Origin of the sequence: Acidovorax carolinensis (assembly GCF_002157145.1) — a bacterium.
GTDB classification, from domain to species: domain Bacteria; phylum Pseudomonadota; class Gammaproteobacteria; order Burkholderiales; family Burkholderiaceae_C; genus Acidovorax; species Acidovorax carolinensis.
This window is the reverse complement of record NZ_CP021361.1, coordinates 1969756-1987352: the sequence shown is the minus strand read 5'-3', so window position 1 is coordinate 1987352 and position 17597 is coordinate 1969756. Positions and strand designations below refer to the sequence as shown.

Sequence of the window (17597 nt, the reverse complement as noted above, 5' to 3'; positions counted from 1 at the left end):
CGATGTCCCGCACCCTGCACCTGGCCGAACAGCTCATCTCCCTGCCCTCCATCACGCCGGAGGACGCAGGATGCCTCGAGCTGCTTGCGGCACGCCTGGCCCCGCTGGGTTTTATTTGCGAGCGCCTGGACAGCGGGCCCGACGGGTTCCGTGTCAGCAATTTGTGGGCAAAACGGCCTGCAACGCTTGTTTCACCTTCGCAGCAAGCTATAAAAACCATAGTATTTGCCGGGCACACCGACGTGGTTCCCACCGGCCCGCTGGCACAGTGGAGCAGCCACCCGTTCACGCCCACGCACAAGGACGGCAAGCTCTTTGGCCGTGGCGCCAGTGACATGAAAACCTCCATCGCCGCCTTCGTCGTGGCGGTGGAAGAGTTTCTGGCCGCCCACCCCGATCCGCAGGTTTCCATCGCCTTCCTGCTGACCAGCGACGAGGAAGGCCCCTCGGTCGATGGCACCAAGGTGGTGGTGGAACAGCTGCGCACGCGCGGCGAGACGCTGGACTACTGCATCGTGGGCGAGCCCACGTCCGTCGAAAAGACGGGCGACATGATCAAGAACGGCCGGCGCGGCACGCTCAGCGGCAAGCTCACCGTGCGCGGCATCCAGGGCCATATCGCCTACCCGCAACTGGCGCGCAACCCCATTCACCAGGCCCTGCCCGCACTCGCCGAAATGGCGGCCACCGTGTGGGACCAGGGCAATGCCTTCTTTCCGCCCACCAGCTGGCAGATCAGCAACATGCACGGCGGCACCGGCGCCACCAACGTGATTCCGGGCGAGGTGGTGGTGGACTTCAATTTCCGCTTTTCCACCGAGTCCACCGCCGAAAAGCTCAAGCAGCGCGTCTACAGCCTGCTCGACCGCCACAGTCTCGAATACGACCTGCAGTGGACGCTGGGCGGACAGCCCTTCCTGACCACGCCGGGCGAGCTCGTCACGGCCGTGCAGCAGGCCATCCTGGCCGAAACCGGCATCACCACCGAGCTGTCCACCACCGGCGGCACCAGCGACGGCCGCTTCATCGCGCAGATCTGCCCGCAGGTCATTGAACTGGGCCCGCCCAACGCCACCATCCACAAGATCGACGAGCATGTGGTGGTGGCCGACATCGAGCCCCTCAAAAACATCTACCGCCGCACCCTCGAAAACCTGCACTGCCAGGCCAGCAAGACACCAGCGGCCACGCAGGCAGCCGCAGCATGACCGGCACCGTCACCGCCCTGCCCGCCCTGCAGGGCGGCACCGTGGCCGCGCTGGTGCAGTCCGGCGCCGATCTGCTCACCGCCGCGGGCGTTGCGTTCGGTCACGGCACCACCAACGCCCATGACGAAGCCGCCTGGCTGGTGCTGTGGCGCCTGGGGCTGCCCCTGGACAGTGACCTGGGCGATGGCCCCGATTCCGTGGCAAATCGGCCTGTAGCGCCCGATGAGCTTGCGCAGGCAGCTGCACTTTTTGATGAGCGCATTCGCACCCGCAAGCCTGCCGCTTACCTCACCCGCGAGGCCTGGCTGCAAGGCGTGCCGTTCTACGTGGATGAACGCGCCATCGTGCCGCGCAGCTTCATCGCCGAATTGCTGGCCGATGGCAGCATCGATGATTTTCTGGGCGAGCACACGCACCGCGTGCTCGACCTGTGCACCGGCAACGGCAGCCTGGCCGTGCTGGCGGCCATGGCCTGGCCCGACATCGAAGTCACGGGCGCCGACATCTCGCCCGATGCACTGGCCGTGGCCCGCATCAATGTGGACCGGCATGGCCTGCAAGACCGCATTACGCTGCAGTTGTCGGATGGCCTGGCCCAACTGCCCGGCCCCTGGGACCTGATTCTCTGCAATCCGCCCTATGTCAATGCAGCCAGCATGGCGCAATTGCCTGCCGAATACCGGGCTGAACCCACCCTTGCGCTGGCGGGCGGTGCCGATGGCATGGACTTCATTCGCCAGCTGCTCCAGGACGCGCCCGCCCGCATGAGCGAAAATGCGGTGCTCGTGCTCGAAATCGGCAACGAGCGTTCCCACTTTGAAGCCGCCTTCGGGCAGCTGCCCGTGTACTGGATAGACACCAGCGCGGGCGAAGACCAGGTGCTTCTGGCCACACGCCAGGCCCTGGTTGCCTATTTTTCTTCCTGATGATCACTCTTAAAAATGTCACCTTGCGCCGCGGCGCCAAGGTGCTGCTCAATGGCGTCAACGCCACCATCAATCCCGGCGAGAAGGTCGGCCTGGTGGGGCGTAACGGCGCTGGTAAATCCAGCCTGTTTGCCCTGCTCAATGGCACCCTGCACGAAGACGGTGGTGATTTTTACATCCCCACGCAGTGGCGCATGGCGCAGGTCGCACAGAACATGCCCGAAACCGACGAGCCCGCCACCGCGTTCGTGGTGGCTGGCGACACGCGGCTGAACGACCTGCAGGCCGAGCTGGCCAAAGCCGAGGCCGCGGACGACGGCATGGCCATCGCCCATGCCTACACCGACCTGGCCGATGCCGGCGCGCACGATGCCGAGCCCCGCGCGCAGGCCCTCATCCTGGGCCTGGGCTTCAAGGTGTCCGAGCTGGACAAACCCGTCAACAGCTTCTCGGGCGGCTGGCGCATGCGCCTGCAGCTGGCCCGCGCGCTGATGTGCCCCTCGGATCTGCTGCTGCTCGACGAGCCCACCAACCACCTGGACCTGGATGCCCTGGTCTGGCTGGAAGCCTGGCTCAAGCGCTATGAAGGCACGATGATTGTCATCAGCCATGACCGCGAGTTCCTCGATGCCGTGACCAACGTCACCATGCACATCGACAACGCGCAGATCACCCGCTACGGCGGCAACTACAGCAAGTTCGAGGACCTGCGCGCCCAGCAACTCGAATTGCAGCAGGCCAGCTTTTCCAAGCAGCAGGAAAAGATCGCCCACCTCAAGAAGTTCATCGACCGCTTCAAGGCCAAGGCCAGCAAGGCCAAGCAGGCACAAAGCCGGGTCAAGGCGCTGGACCGCATGGAAAAGATCGCGCCCGTGCTGGCCGATGCCGAGTTCACCTTCGAATTCAAGGAGCCGCAGAACCTGCCCAACCCGATGCTCGCCATCAGCGATGCGGCGTTCGGCTACCGCTCGGAAGACGGTGCGCAAACCACCATTCTGGAAAACGTCAGCCGCAGCGTGCTGGCCGGCCAGCGCATAGGCATTCTGGGCGCCAACGGCCAGGGCAAATCCACGCTGGTCAAGACCATTGCCCGCACCATGGCGCCGCTGGCCGGCACGGTAACCGAGGGCAAGGGCCTGTCGATTGGCTACTTTGCCCAGCAGGAACTGGACGTGCTGCGCCCGCACGAGAACCCGCTGGAGCACATGATCCGCCTGGCCCGCGAGCTGGGCCCCAACAGCCGCGAGCCGAGCCGCGAGCAAGACCTGCGCAGCTATCTGGGCACGTTCAATTTCACCGGCGACATGGTCAAACAGAGCGTGGGCAGCATGAGCGGTGGCGAAAAGGCCCGCCTGGTGCTGGCCATGATCGTCTGGCAGCGCCCCAACCTGCTGCTGCTCGACGAGCCCACCAACCACCTGGACCTGGCCACGCGCGAGGCGCTGTCGATGGCGCTCAACGAGTTTGAAGGCACCGTCATGCTGGTCAGCCACGACCGCGCCCTGCTGCGCGCCGTGTGCGACGAGTTCTGGATGGTGGGCCGCGGCGCCGTGGGGCCGTTTGACGGCGACCTCGACGACTACCAGCGCTATTTGCTCGAAGAAGCCAAGCGCCAGCGTGAACTGGCCAAGCTGGAGGCCGCCGCCGACAGCGCAGCGCTCAAGGCCGGTGCAGCACTGGCGCCCGTCGCAACCGTAGCCGCCGCGACTATCGCTCCTGTTTCAATAGCTGCTAGCGCAGACCAGTCAAGCGTAAAAGGCCAAAATGATGCCAAACCTGCTGTCGACGCCAAGGAGCAGCGCAAGCAGGATGCCCAGGCACGCCAGCAACTGGCAGAGCGAACCAGGCCCCTGAAACGCGAACTCGAACAGATCGACAAGCGCCTGTCCGCCCTGCTGGCCGAACGGACCGACCTGGAACAGCGCCTTACTCAGCCGCTGCCACCGGCAGACATCGCCGACCTGGGCCGGCGCCTGAAAGCCGGCCACGACGAGACTGCGCGGCTGGAAGAACGCTGGCTGGAAATTTCTGCCGAGCTGGAAGAAATGGGCGTGAGCGCTAGCGCCTGATACGTAAAATCTTGTAATTCCTTGCGATTGTTTTGGCCTTCTGGCCAATAGCAACGAGCGCTGGTTGCTATAAATTCTGAAGCAAAATTTTCGCAAGAATATCGGGTGATTTGGTTGCATTTTTTTGCGTTTGGACGTCAACCAAGCCCCAAGCGAGCGCGTTGTTGGTACATCACAGGAGTTTTCCAGTATGAATACCACCGCAATCTTGTCCGCCTGGCCCGAAGACGAACGCGACCGCAAGCGCGCACCGGCCCGCCTTTGAGGGCGCGGCAGCCGCCCACACCAAATGGCGGCGGCAGCCCCTTCATCCATCTATGTTCCTCTCAACAAAAAACCCCGCATTGCGGGGTTTTTTGTTGTCTGCTTCGGGCGGTATCAACCCATGTGCAAGCCGCCATTGACGGAAAAATCGGCGCCGGTGGCGTAACCACCCTCGTCCGATGCCAGCCAGGCGATGATGGAGGCAATCTCGCTGGGCTCGCCCAGGCGCTTGACCGGCACGGTGGCCACGATCTTTTCCAGTACATCGGGGCGAATGGCCTTGACCATGTCGGTGCCGATGTAACCCGGGCTCACGGTGTTCACGGTCACGCCCTTGGTGGCCAGCTCCTGCGCCAGCGCCATTGAAAAGCCATGCATGCCGGCCTTGGCAGCGGAATAGTTGGTTTGCCCTGCCTGGCCCTTTTCGCCGTTCACGCTGCTGATGTTGATGATGCGGCCCCAGCCCTTTTCCACCATGTCGGCCACCACCTGCTTGGTGACGTTGAACATGCTGTTGAGGTTGGTCTCGATCACCTGATCCCAGTCCTCGCGGGTCATCTTGAGGAACATGCGGTCGCGCGTGATGCCGGCATTGTTGACCAGCACATCGATGGGGCCGTGTTCAGCCTTGGTCTTGGTGAAAGCTTCCACGGTGGAGTCCCAGTCGCCCACATTGCCCACCGACGCATGGAAGGTGTAGCCCAGGGCCTTCTGCTCGTCGAGCCACTTGGTGAAGTCGCGCGTGGGGCCGCAGCCGGCGATGACGGTGAACCCGTCCTTGTGCAAACGCTGGCAGATGGCGGTGCCGATGCCGCCCATGCCGCCGGTGACATACGCTACTTTCTTGCTCATGTGATTTCTCCTGGTTGTAAAGTGCTCCACACCACTCTACCCAAGAATTGAGGCAACGCAGTGAAGGAAAACACTGAAGCGGCCATTTTTCTGCAAGACCGCCCCGGTCAACCCATACCCGCGTGTACCGCGCGGTATTGAGCGAGCGCAGAGCGCGACCATCCGCCGCAGCCGAGCCCAGGGGTTGGGGTCGGACGCAACACGCCCGCCCGCTTCAGGCGCTGCCGCTGGCCAGTGGCAAAGTCTCCCAGCCCGGCCGGGCAAAAAGATAGCCTTGCTGGTAATGAATCCCCGCCGAGCGCAGGTGCTCGGACTCTTGCGCCGTCTCGATGCCTTCGGCCACGATGTCAATGCCCAGGCGATCACAGACCAGCGCAATGCCGGCCACGATGGCCTGCCGCACGGGATCCTGATCAATGTTGCGGATCAATTCCATGTCGATCTTCAGCACATGGGGCTGGAACTGGACCAGCATGTTCAGCCCGGCGTAGCCCGCGCCAAAATCATCGATCGCCGTGATCAGGCCCTGACGGCGGTATTCGTTGAAGATGGACTTGAGGTGTGCGCCGTTGGTCACCTGCTCACCTTCGGTTACCTCAAACATGATTCGATCGTGCGGAAAAGCAAATTCCTTGGCCGCTTCCATGGTGGCCCGGATGCAGGTCTCGGCCCGGTACACGGCGTTGGGCAGAAAGTTGATACTCAGGCGGCACCCCGGCAAGGCGGCAAGCCCCAGGCGCGATGCCAGTTCGATGGCTTTCACCCGGCAAGCCTGGTCAAAGCGGTAGCGGTGGGATTCATCCACCCACGACAGCACGGTAGCTGCCGACTGCCCGTCGACGCCCCGCACCAGCGCTTCGTAGGCAAACGGGCGTCCGGTCTGCAGGTCCATGATGGGCTGGAACGCCATCGTGAAGTCGAACGGAAGCTGCGTCTTGTTGCGGCAGGCAGCGCAACCCAGGGGCTCAAAGGGTTGGGCGAATACAGTTGGTTTCATGGGGCAATGATATCGGTGCCCCACCCGTGGCAGTGCCCGCTCATGCGTTGCGCGCCAGCGCAAAGACAGCCACCACCTGTGCCAACCGCTGGGCCTGCTCCGTCACCGTCCCTGCGGCAGCGGCGGATTGCTCCACCAGCGCTGCGTTCTGCTGCGTCATCTGGTCAAGCTGGCCGACTGCCTGGTTGATCTGCGCGATGCCGGTCGATTGGTCACGCGCCGCCGCGTGGATCTCGCCCATCATTGCACTGACCTGCTGCACCGAGCCCACGATCTCCGACATGGTGCGGCCGGCGTCATCGGCCAGCTGGCCACCGGCCGAGGCTTTTTGCACCGAGCTTTCGATGAGTGACTTGATCTCGCGGGCCGCCTGGGCCGAGCGCTGGGCCAGGCTGCGCACTTCGGTAGCCACCACCGCAAAACCGCGCCCCTGCTCACCCGCACGGGCCGCTTCCACGGCAGCATTGAGCGCCAGAATGTTGGTCTGGAAGGCGATGGAGTCGATCACGCCCGTGATGTCGGCAATCCGGGCCGAACCTTCGTTGATCTCACGCATGGTGTGGATCACGCGCCCCACCACGTCGCCGCCGTGCCGGGCCACGTCTGCCGCCGATACCGCCAGGGCATTGGCCTGTTCGGACGCATTGGCGGACTGGCGCACCGTACCGGTGAGCTGCTCCATGTTGGCGGACGTTGCCTGCAGGCTGCCGGCGGTGTCTTCGGTGCGCACCGAAAGGTCTTGCGCTCCCATGGCGATCTCCTGGCAGGCCAGCGCCATGCTGGTGGCCGCCTCCTGAACAGTGGCCACGGTTTCGTGCATGCGCTCCAGCGCCTGCTTGAGGGCCATCCCACCGGGCGTCTCCACGGCAATATGGGTGACGTCCAGCGCAATCTGGTCGCCGCGCACCATGGCCGCCGACAGGCGCTGCAACTCCAGCGACTCCCGGGCCGTGCGTCCCATGTTCACCGCAAGGATCACTTCCAGCACCGTCTGGATCACCACATACACCGCGTGCAGCACCACCCGGGCGAAGTCAGGGCTGGTCATGCAGTACACACCAAAGCCCGCCGCCTGCAGGCGGTCGAACAGCACATGGTGCACGGCAAACAGCAATGCCGCCCACACAATGGGGCGCCAGTCCAGGTACACCAGCAGCAAGGCCAGTGTGACGAACACGCCGAAGTGGAACTCCAGCATGCCCTGCGCGAGCTGGATATGCAGGGCCACCAGGCCCACCTGCACAAACGCCAGCACCAGACGGGACCCCAGCGTGCCACGCGCCAAGGCATAAGCAGCGCCAGCGATCAGCACCAGCCCCCCCGAGGCCACCAGAGCCAGCGCCGAATCCACAAACCGCAGCCCCAGCACCACCGCGGCAATGGCGCTCAGCGCAATGGCCACCAGCATGACGCGGTCACCCAGCAAGGCGCTGTCCAGACGCTGCGATACGGGCTTTTCGGACTGTGGGGAGTGGGAGAGATACGGCATAGATTTCTGAATTGCACCAATATGTTTTTATTGTAACTCTTTGGTAGCAATGCATCCATTGAGTTCAATCAAGACGTCGCCGAAAAAAAAGCCGCATCAAATGCGGCTTTTTCTTGGGAGGCGCCTGTCGAGCGCACGGGTGTCTTGAACGTGTCTGACTTCGTTGAAGCCTTTAACGCTCCAGCGCCAGGGACACGCCCATGCCCCCACCAATGCACAGCGCAGCCAGGCCCTTCTTGGCATCACGGCGTTGCATTTCGTGCAGCAGCGTCACCAGGATGCGGCAACCCGAGGCGCCGATGGGGTGACCAATGGCAATCGCGCCGCCGTTCACGTTGACCTTGGCGGGGTCGATGGCCAGTTCCTTGTTCACGGCGCAGGCTTGCGCGGCAAAGGCCTCGTTCAGTTCGAACAGGTCCACATCGGCGGCGTTCCAGCCCGCGCGCTGCAGGGCCTTGCGCGAGGCAGGCACGGGGCCCATGCCCATGGTGGCCGGGTCCAGACCGCTGGTGCCAAAAGCGGCAATGCGGGCCAGGGCTTGAGGCCCAGGGAAGCGGCCTTCTTTGCGCTCATCACCACTACGGCGGCAGCGCCATCGTTGATGCCCGAGGCATTGCCCGCCGTCACGGTGCCGGCCTTGTCGAACGCCGGGCGCAGACCCGCCAGCACTTCGGCATTGGTTTTGCGGTTCAGGTATTCGTCGGCATTGAACAGGATGGGGTCGCCCTTCTTCTGGGCCAGGCTGACACCCACGATCTCGTCGGCAAACTTGCCTGCGTCTTGCGCAGCAGCGGCCTTTTGCTGGCTACCCAAGGCCAGGGCGTCCTGCATGTCGCGGGTGATGCCGTAGGCCTTGGCCACGTTTTCGGCGGTAATGCCCATGTGGTACTGGTTGTACACGTCCCACAGGCCATCGACGATCATCGAGTCGATCAGCTTCCAGTCGCCCATGCGCTGGCCGTCACGCGAGCCGTTCAGCACATGGGGTGCCAGGCTCATGTTTTCCTGGCCACCGGCCACCACGATCTCGCTGTCGCCCCAGGCCACGGCCTGGGCCGCCAGCATCACCGCCTTGAGGCCCGAGCCGCACACGGCATTGATGGTGAGGGCCGGTGTTTCCTTGGCCACGCCCGCCTTCATGGAGGCCTGGCGCGCCGGGTTCTGGCCCACGCCGGCTGCCAGCACCTGGCCCATGATGACTTCACCAATCTGGTCGGAGGCCAGCCCCGCGCGCGCGATGGCCTCGCGGATCACGATGGAACCCAGTTCGGTGGCCGGCGTCTTGGCCAGTGCGCCACCAAATTTGCCCACGGCGGTGCGAGCGGCTGAAACAATGACGATGTCTTCCATGGAAAGTCCTTTCGAGGTGGATCGGTGCAGGGCCCGTTTCGAGCCCCGGCGGTTTTTTGAGATTCTCGCAGCCGTCTGCAGCGTTTCAGTCAGACCTTTTGCTTGACGTAGCGGCCCGGCGCCGGCTCGATGGCCTTGAACCGGGTGCCTTTGCCGTAGGCCTTGGGCGCCGCAATCTGCTTGCCGGCATGGCCCTTGAGCCAGCCGGACCAATCGGTCCACCAGCTGCCGGGATGCTCGGTGGCGCCTTCCAGCCATTGTTCGAGGGTGGCGGGCAGCTTGCCGTCGGCGCGAATCCAGTGGCTGCGCTTGCCTTTGGCGGGCGGGTTGATGACACCGGCGATATGGCCCGAGGCGCCCATCACAAAGCGTTTTTTGCCGGGCAGCACCTGGGTGGAGGCATAGGCGGCGTTGATGGGCACGATGTGGTCTTCGCGCGAGCCATAGATATAGACCGGCAGCGTGAGGTTGGCGAGGTCCATCTTCTCGCCGCACACGATGAGCTTGCCGGGCTTGACCAGGTTGTTTTCAAGATAAAAGTTGCGCAGGTACCAGGCATAGAACGGCCCGGGCAGATTGGTGCTGTCGCTGTTCCAGTAAAGCAGGTCGAACGGGGCGGAGTTTCGCCCTTGAGGTAGTTGCCCACCACGTAGTTCCACATCAGGTCATTGGGGCGCAAGAAGCTGAAGGTCGAGGCCAGGTCCTGCCCTTTCATGAGGCCGCCTTTGCCCAGCTGCATCTCGCGGTACTTCACCATCCCTTCGTCGATGAACACATCCAGGATGCCGGTGTCGGTGAAGTCGATCAGCGTGGTCAAAAAGGTGGCACTGGCCACCGGCTCGTCGCCGCGTGCGGCCAGCACCGCCAGGGCATTGCTCAGGATGGTGCCGCCCACGCAAAAACCCAGGGCATTGATCTGCTCGGCGCCGGTGATGTTCTGCACCACATCGATGGCGGCCATGGCGCCATCTTCCACATAGTCGTCCCAGGTCTTGTGGGCCAGGCTGTCATCCGGGTTGCGCCAACTCACCACAAAGGTGCGGTGGCCTTGTTCGACGGCATAGCGGATCAGCGAATTTTCTGGCTGCAGATCGAGGATGTAGAACTTGTTGATGCAGGGCGGCACCAGCAGGAAGGGCCGCTCGTACACCTTGGCGGTCAGGGGTTTGTATTCGAGCAGCTGGAACAGCTCGTTTTCGAACACCACGGCGCCTTCGGTGGTGGCCACGTTGCGGCCCACCTCGAACAGGCTTTCGTCGGTCATCGACACATGGCCCTGGGTGATGTCGTGCAGCAGGTTCTTGAGCCCCAAGGCAATGCTCTCGCCCTTGGTCTCGATGGCCTTTTTCTGAGCTTCGGCGTTGAACGCCAGGAAGTTGCTGGGTGCCATGGCGGCCATCCATTGCTCCACGCCAAAACGGATGCGCGCCTTGGTCTTTTCGTCCGACTCCACCGCTTCCGCCAGACCCATCAGGGTGCGTGCGTTGAGCAGGTAGGCTGCCGCCGAAAAAGCCGCCACCGGGTTGGCGGCCCAGCCCTCGCCCGAGAAACGCCGGTCCTTGAGTTCGGGTGCGGCCTGCAGGCCCTGGGCCCACAGCTCCTTGGCATCCTGGAGATACTGCTGCTGCAGCGCCTGCAGCTTGGTCGAGGAAAACTGCACAGGGGCGACCCCCGGCACACGACCCGCCGCATCGGCGTACTGAAAAGACTGCAAAGCCTTCGTCCAGCTTTCACCGAAAATCTGCTGGAATTGCTGGGCACCTTGGGCCCAGAGTGCTTCAGAATTCATGTTGTCTCCTCAATGGTGGGTCGGGTGCACTGCATGGGCTTTGGCACCATTGTTGCCCACAAGGTGCTGCATGGCAACGTTCACCCGCATCTTTCTCTCTTTTGCTCATGTACCTCGTAATCATCACCTGGCTGTATGTCACCCTCATGATGGCCGTCGCCGAGGCCACCAGCAGCACCGGCAGCCTGCTCGGTGCGTTGGTCACGTTTGTGCTGTATGGATTGCTGCCGATGGGCATCGTGGCGTACATCCTGGGCACGCCCGGCCGCAAGCGGGCCATCAAGGCGCGCGAGCAGGCGCAGCAAGCTGCCTATGACGCGCAGCAGGCGCCCGCGCCTATGGCATCGCCAGTGGAGCCATCGCCTGAAGCTGCGTCAGCTGCTGCTTCCGTCGCGCCAGATGCAGGCGGCCATGCGGCCGCTGCCACCCAGGGCCCGTTGGTCGCGCCGGTACGAAAAGAACCGTGAGGCATTGCCCACGGTGCACCAGGGCGCGGTGCTGTCGTTGCCATAGATCTGCGTGACGCCCAGCGCGCGCAGCCGCAGCCGCGCCAACCCTGCCAGATCGGCCAGAAACTTGCCCTGGCCCTGCGGCGCAAAGCAGGCCTGGGCCGCCGGATGGTGCTGACAAAACGCTTCGCGCACTTCGGCCCCCACCTCAAAGGCAGTGGGGCCGATGCAGGGGCCCAGCCAGGCCATGGTGTTGGCGGCGAGGGCGTCATTTGCTTCTTTTTCGATAGCTAATAGCGCTTTATCCGCAAGGGCTAGAGCCTTAAATTGCTCAATAACTGCTTCCAGAACGCCCATCCCGTCCGTCCCCGCCAGCCCGCGCCAGCCCGCGTGGGCCGCGCCCACCATGGCGCCCGAGCCATGCGCCAGCAGCACGGGCAGGCAATCGGCCACCATGATGGTGCAGACCGCGCCGGGCTGCGTGGCCACGCAGGCGTCAGCCTCGGTGCCATCGGGCGTGGCAGGGCCGATATCGGCCACCACCGTGCCATGCACCTGGTTCAGAAACACCGCCCGGGCGCCTGGTGTGGCGCCCTGCACCACCGCCTGCAGCCGCTGCCGATTGGCCTGCACGGCCGCTGGCGCATCGCCCACATGGCTGCCCAGGTTCAGGCTGGCATAAGGGCCGCTGCTGACACCGCCGGCCCGCGTGGTGCACAGGGCGCGCACACCGGCAGGCGCTGGCCATTGCGGCTGCACCCAGTCGGCGTGGCCAATGCCCGGGGGCTGGTTCACGGCTGGTGGTCCGGGCAGGCCGATGGCTGTGCCTGCTGGAACGCGGGCAGCGCCATGCAGGCAGCAAAGGCCGCCATGGTGTGCGGCACCCCTTCCAGGTTGACGTTGAAGCGCTGGCAATTGAAGACATGCGGCACCAGGCAGCAATCGGCCAGCGTGGGCGCATCACCCCAGCAATACACCGAAGGCGCCAGTCCCTGCGTGGCGCGCTGCTGCGCCAGCAGCACCAGCTGGTGCTCGAACGCCTCGAGCCCGCTGCGCGCCCAGTGGATGTACCAGGCGTTCTTGCCGGCTTCGTCCACCTTCAGCTCGTGCACCAGGTATTTCAGCACCCGCAGGTTGTTCAGCGGGTGCATCTCGCACGCCACCATCTGCGCCAATGCCCGCACCTGGGCGCGGGCCAGCGGCTCGGCGGGCAGCAAGGGCGGCGCGGGATGGGTTTCATCGAGGTATTCGATGATGGCCATGGACTGGGACAGCGCCACGCCATCGTCGGTCACCAAGGTGGGCACCAGCGCATCGCCCACCCGGCCGGTGTAGGCCGGGTCGTGGTGCTCGCCGCGCACCAGGTGCACCGGGATGTAGTCGTAATCGAGGCCCTTGTAATGCAGCGCGATGCGCACTCGAAACGAGGCCGACGAGCGGAAATAGTTGAAGAGTTTCATGGGCTGGAGAGCGAAGGTAAAGCAGAAAACGGCGGGTGAGGAGCACTGGTGTTGCCTGGCGCGGCCGGGCCGCACACCAGCTTGGCCAGCAAGGCCTTGAGCTGCGTCACCTCGGCTTGCGACAGCGGCGCCATCAGGCGCTCCTGCACCCGCTGGGCCGCAGTGCGCAACTGCAGCGCTGCCGCCTCGCCTGCCGGCGTAACCCACATGAGCTTGCGCCGCCGGTCGCGCGAGTCGGGCACCCGCCGGATCCAGCCACGCGCCTCCAGGCGGCCGATCACCGATCCCGATGTGGCGGCATCCAGTGCCACGCAGGCTGCCAGCGTGACCTGGTCTGCACCGGGCTGGTCGATCAATTCGTTCAGGATGGCGAACTGCACCGGGGTCACGTAAAAACCGACGGTTTCTTCCATGAAAAGCGCCACGGCGCGCTGGTGCGCACGCCGGACAAGGTGGCCTGGCGCCTGATGGAAATCGAAGCTCTGTGCCATGGGCGCGAGTGTAGCGCCGCTCTGCAGACGCGCCGGCCCCGTGGCACACTGCGGCAGGGCCGAACCACAACGCAGCGGCAACACCGCATGCCATCGCGCCAACGCCCCTGCACCCTTGCTCCATCCTGTAGAAGAAAGTCCAAACATGAGCTATGTTTTTTCTCCCGCGCCCGTGGCCAGCGTGCCCGTTGTGGGCTCTGGCGACCGTTTTCCGGTGCACCGCATCTATTGCGTGGGCCGCAACTACGAAGAACACGCCAAGGAAATGGGTTTCACCGGCCGCGAGCCGCCGTTCTTCTTCCTGAAGCCAGCCGACGCCATCGTGGTGGTCAACGCCGGCGAAACCGGCCTGCTGCCCTACCCCAGCCTCACAAGCAACCTGCACCACGAGATCGAACTGGTGGTAGCCATTGGCAAGGGTGGCAAAAACATCAAGGCCGCCGACGCACTGCAGCACATCTACGGCTACGCCGTGGGCCTGGACATGACGCGCCGCGACCTGCAAAACGACATGAAGAAACAGGGTCGCCCGTGGTGCATCGGCAAGGGCTTTGATGCCAGCGCCCCCATCGGCCCCATCACCCCGGCCGAGCAGGCAGGCGACATCGCCCAGGCCGCCATCTGGCTGCAGGTCAACGGCGCCGACCGCCAGCGCAGCACCGTGTCCCAACTCATCTGGAACATTGGCGAAACCATCGAGCACCTGTCTGCTGCCTGGGAGCTGGCCCCCGGCGACCTGATCTACACCGGCACCCCGAAGGCGTGGGCGCCGTGGTGCGCGGCGACACCCTGGAAGGCGGCGTGGACGGCCTGCCCACACTGCGCCTGAGCGTGGTGTAGCCGCCCAGACAGCGCCCGCATTCACTTCACTTTTCATAGCTGCTAGCGCATTACCCATAAGCTCCAGCGGCCTTTTTGAACTATATTTACTGCATGACCTTGCGCAGCCCCATAAAACACTGCCGCGCCTGCGGCACGGCCGTGGTTTACCGCCTGCCCGACGACGGCGACACCAAGCAGCGTGCCGTGTGCCCTGCCTGCCACACCGTGCACTACGAAAACCCCCTGAACGTGGTGGGCACCGTGCCGGAGTTCGCCGATGGCCGCGTGCTCCTGTGCAAGCGCAACATCGAGCCGCGCTGGGGCAAGTGGACGCTGCCCGCCGGGTTCATGGAGCTCGATGAAACCACGGCCCAGGGCGCGGCCCGCGAAACCGACGAAGAGGCCGGCGCCCAGATCGAGATGGGCCCGCTGTTCAGCCTGCTGAACGTGCGCCGTGTGGGCCAGGTGCACCTGTTTTACCGTGCCACGCTGCTCAGCGACCAGTTCAACCCCGGCTATGAAACCATTGAGGCGCGCCTGTTCACCGAATCCGACGTGCCCTGGGACGAGCTGGCGTTTCGCACCGTGAAGGAAACGCTTGAGGCCTACTTTGCCGACCGGCGCCGTGGCAGCTTCGGGCTGCATTGCATCGACGTGGAGTAGTTCCGCCGCGCCAGGCAACGCCTCCTGGTGCGTCAACGGCCGCTGTGCATACAGCGGCCGTTTTCATTGGCCATGACTCCTTGCCGATCGGCAACGCTCAGGCCTGGTTATTGCTTGAAATGCATCAACAAGTAACCAGGGCAAAGACCTGACCTTGCAGTTTCGTGCCCAAAGGAGGAATAACAATGAGCGTGGCAACCAACACCAGCGTCGACACCGATATGTTCATGCCCTTCATGCGCGATGTGCTGCGCTGCGAAAACTCGCTGCGTGAGCTCAACCTGATGTGGCGCCTGATTGAATCGTCGGCCAAGATGAACTGTCCTGAGGAGGCCCACAGCATCTTGCCGATGATGGCGGCCACGCGCGCCGGATTTCAAAGGCTGGAGCGCGATCTGGTGAACTCGCTGGTGCATGAGTCGATCAGCGAAGTCATGGCCGAAATCGGCACCAGCGCCCGCCATGTGATCGACATCGTGGTGCGCAACCTCTTCGAGCGCACGGCCGACGTGGGCTTTCTGGCCACCGACCAGGAACTGTGCCGCTTCGTGGCGGGCCAGGACACCGAACCAGCGCCGGTGCTGGAGCGCCTGCGCGAATACCGCAATAAGTACACCGTTTACGACGAAATCATGCTGCTCGACCGGCATGGCACCGTGCTGGCGCAGATTGACGAAGACTCGCCCGTGGAAGGCAGCCACGACCCACTGATCGCGCAGACGCTGCAACACCACGGCTACTTGGAAACCTTCCGCCCCACCGGCCTGCGCCCCGGCAAAGAGCACGCCCTGATCTATTCGCACCGCATGCTGGATCCGCACACCGGCGAGCCCGTGGGCGTGCTGTGCCTGAGCTTTGCGTTCCAGGGCGAAATGGAAGGCATCTTCCAATCCCGCGCCAAGGAAGACCGCCGCAGCATTGCGCTGCTGCTTGATGGCGAGCACCGCGTGATTGCCAGTGGCGACCCGCTTTGGATCCCGGTCGGCGCCCCGGTGCCTGTGAACCAGCAAGGTGCACCGCAGTTACTGGTGCGCAGCGGCCGCACTTACCTGGTGCAGACCGTGGCATCGCAGGGCTACCAGGGCTATCCCGGCCCGCCGGGCTGGAAGGGCCAGGTCATGGTGCCGATCGATCTGGCGTTTTCGGGCAAACAGGGCCGCGCCATCGACAGCCTGGAACCTGCCATCGCCCAGGGCCTGCTGGCACATGCGCAAAGCTTTTGCCCGCCACTGCATGAAATCGTCACCGCTGCGGACACCATTCGCCGCGTGGTGTGGAACGGCCAGGTCATGACGGCCGGCGAGCGCGGCGGTCAGCACCAGCTCAAGGCCGTGCTGGAGCAGATTGGAGAAACCGGCGCACGCACCAACAAGGTGTTCACCCAGTCCATCCGCGACCTCTACGACACCGTGCTCAGCTCGCGCATGCGCGACAGCGAACTCCTCACCCGCCTGCTGGTGGACCTGCTGGACCGCAACCTGTACGAACGCGCCAACGATTGCCGCTGGTGGGCCCATACGCCCGAATTGCGTGTCGCGCTGGCGCAGCCCGACACCGCCAACTGGCAGCAGATTCATCAGATTCTGGAGCATATCAACGCGCTCTACACCGTGTACACGCGCCTGGTGGTGTACGACCGCCAGGGCCGCATCGTCGCAGCCAGCCGGCCCCAAAGTGAGGACGGCAGCTCTGTGCTGGGCAGCCACGTGGATGCCACCACGCTGGCCGCGGTGCTGGCACTGCCCAATACGCAGTCGTACCACGCCACGCGCTGGCAACCCTCGCCACTGTGCGACGGCCAAGCCACTTACTTATACCACGCAGCCATCCGTGCGCCGGACGACGCCCATGCCGTGGTCGGCGGTATAGGCATCGTCTTCAATGCAGCCACAGAGCTGGACGCCATGCTGCGGGGCGCCGCGGCCGGCAAGCCCGGCACCGGCACGGTGTTTGTCGATCGCCAGGGCATGGTGCTGGCCAGCACCGACCCGCGCTGTACCTTGGGCGGCACCATGCCTTTGCCTCCCGAGATGCTGCAGCTGGGGCGGGGCGCGAGCCTGTCGCGCGCCATGGTGCACGAAGGCCATTACCGCATCGTCGGCTGCTCGGCCTCTAACGGCTACCGCGAATTCAAAGTCAGCGACGGCTACCGCGACGATGTGCTGGCGCTGTCCTTCGAGTCGCTCGGCGCCGTACAAAGCGGCGCACTCGATGCCGCGCAGCGACAGCGCACCGCACTGCAATCCATGGCCACTGCGGTGGACGGCCAGGAAATGGCCACCTTCTTCGTCGATTCCGCGCTGTTTGCCCTGGACGCCGGATCGGTGCTGGAAGCGCTGAGCGCCAGCGCCATCGCACCGGTATCGGCCGGCCGCCTGCCCTATTGCGTGGGCGCGCTGGCGCGCAAGGCCCGTGACAGCATCACCGGTTACGTCTGGGTGTTCGACCTGGGCCATCTGCTGCGCGGCAAACCCTCTGAAATTACGCAGGAAAGCCAGGTCATCGTGCTGCAGCATGGTGGCCGCCGCACAGGCCTGCTGGTGAGCGAGCTGCATGGTGTGACCGCCTTTGCACGCGACCAAATCATCAAAGCCCCCGCCATGCCTGGCCAGCAAGGTCAACTCATCACCCATCTGATCCGGGCCAACCAGGGTCAGACGCTGGTGCAGTGCATGGACGCAGGGCACTTGATGGCGTTGTTGCGCAGCGGATCCAATAGCCCGGAGACCCAGCAACGGCTGGCTGCATGAGCAGGATGGCCTGTCACT

The 17597-nt window shown here is 64.3% G+C and carries 12 protein-coding genes and 3 pseudogenes; 7 read left to right on the top strand and 8 right to left on the bottom strand.

Going from position 1 to position 17597, the window contains the following annotated elements:
- Positions 1-2 precede the first annotated feature (2 nt).
- Genes dapE through CBP34_RS09255 form a run of 3 tightly spaced genes read left to right on the top strand, consistent with a single transcriptional unit; the run spans position 3 to position 4203 of the window.
- Positions 3-1208, top strand: coding sequence for a succinyl-diaminopimelate desuccinylase (gene dapE / locus CBP34_RS09265; RefSeq protein ID WP_094097845.1), 1206 nt, complete (start codon positions 3-5; stop codon positions 1206-1208).
- Positions 1205-2134, top strand: a complete 930-nt coding sequence (gene prmB / locus CBP34_RS09260) for a 50S ribosomal protein L3 N(5)-glutamine methyltransferase (RefSeq protein WP_094097844.1) — start codon at positions 1205-1207, stop codon at positions 2132-2134. Before dapE ends, prmB begins: the two co-directional genes overlap by 4 nt.
- Entirely contained in the window at positions 2134-4203 is a 2070-nt protein-coding gene (locus CBP34_RS09255; protein WP_094097843.1) for an ABC-F family ATP-binding cassette domain-containing protein, read from the top strand. Before prmB ends, CBP34_RS09255 begins: the two co-directional genes overlap by 1 nt.
- A 378-nt stretch (positions 4204-4581) precedes the next feature.
- On the opposite strand, the gene phbB is transcribed toward CBP34_RS09255, so the two are convergent.
- The 5 genes and pseudogenes from phbB to CBP34_RS09230 form a co-directional block, all read right to left on the bottom strand.
- Positions 4582-5319: an acetoacetyl-CoA reductase gene (phbB, locus tag CBP34_RS09250; protein ID WP_094097842.1), complete on the bottom strand. Its 738-nt coding sequence runs from the start codon at positions 5317-5319 to the stop codon at positions 4582-4584.
- Positions 5320-5533: 214 nt separating this feature from the next.
- Entirely contained in the window at positions 5534-6316 is a 783-nt protein-coding gene (locus tag CBP34_RS09245; RefSeq protein ID WP_094097841.1) for an EAL domain-containing protein, read from the bottom strand.
- Positions 6317-6356: 40 nt separating this feature from the next.
- A complete protein-coding gene (locus CBP34_RS20295; RefSeq protein WP_208616385.1) occupies positions 6357-7805 on the bottom strand; it encodes a methyl-accepting chemotaxis protein in 1449 nt (482 codons plus the stop codon).
- Positions 7806-7977: 172 nt separating this feature from the next.
- Positions 7978-9155 (bottom strand): annotated as a pseudogene (locus CBP34_RS09235) (acetyl-CoA C-acetyltransferase).
- A gap of 89 nt (positions 9156-9244) precedes the next feature.
- Positions 9245-10944, bottom strand: a pseudogene (locus CBP34_RS09230) (PHA/PHB synthase family protein).
- A gap of 107 nt (positions 10945-11051) precedes the next feature.
- Here CBP34_RS09230 and CBP34_RS09225 point away from each other — a divergent pair.
- Positions 11052-11411, top strand: a complete 360-nt coding sequence (locus CBP34_RS09225) for a hypothetical protein (protein WP_094097840.1) — start codon at positions 11052-11054, stop codon at positions 11409-11411.
- Here CBP34_RS09225 and pgeF read toward each other — a convergent pair.
- The 3 genes from pgeF to CBP34_RS09210 are packed head-to-tail and all read right to left on the bottom strand — an operon-like array spanning position 11319 to position 13344.
- Complete coding sequence (pgeF, locus tag CBP34_RS09220; protein ID WP_094097839.1) at positions 11319-12188, bottom strand: peptidoglycan editing factor PgeF; 870 nt, start codon at positions 12186-12188, stop codon at positions 11319-11321. The two genes, CBP34_RS09225 and pgeF, sit on opposite strands and share 93 nt — an antisense overlap.
- Complete coding sequence (gene maiA, locus CBP34_RS09215; protein ID WP_094097838.1) at positions 12185-12853, bottom strand: maleylacetoacetate isomerase; 669 nt, start codon at positions 12851-12853, stop codon at positions 12185-12187. The genes pgeF and maiA overlap by 4 nt, the downstream gene beginning before the upstream one ends.
- Complete coding sequence (locus tag CBP34_RS09210; protein ID WP_086914061.1) at positions 12850-13344, bottom strand: MarR family winged helix-turn-helix transcriptional regulator; 495 nt, start codon at positions 13342-13344, stop codon at positions 12850-12852. Before CBP34_RS09210 ends, maiA begins: the two co-directional genes overlap by 4 nt.
- A gap of 145 nt (positions 13345-13489) precedes the next feature.
- Between CBP34_RS09210 and CBP34_RS09205 the strand changes: the two are divergent.
- The 3 genes and pseudogenes from CBP34_RS09205 to CBP34_RS09195 all read left to right on the top strand — a co-directional run bounded on the left by CBP34_RS09205 (position 13490) and on the right by CBP34_RS09195 (position 17579).
- A pseudogene (locus CBP34_RS09205) lies at positions 13490-14184 on the top strand (fumarylacetoacetate hydrolase family protein).
- 93 nt (positions 14185-14277) lie between these two features.
- Positions 14278-14829 carry an NUDIX hydrolase gene (locus CBP34_RS09200; RefSeq protein WP_086912354.1) on the top strand — a complete coding sequence of 184 codons (552 nt, stop codon included), beginning with the start codon at positions 14278-14280 and terminating at the stop codon, positions 14827-14829.
- 185 nt (positions 14830-15014) lie between these two features.
- Positions 15015-17579 carry a chemotaxis protein CheW gene (locus tag CBP34_RS09195; RefSeq protein ID WP_086912353.1) on the top strand — a complete coding sequence of 855 codons (2565 nt, stop codon included), beginning with the start codon at positions 15015-15017 and terminating at the stop codon, positions 17577-17579.
- The last annotated feature ends 18 nt before the right edge of the window (positions 17580-17597 follow it).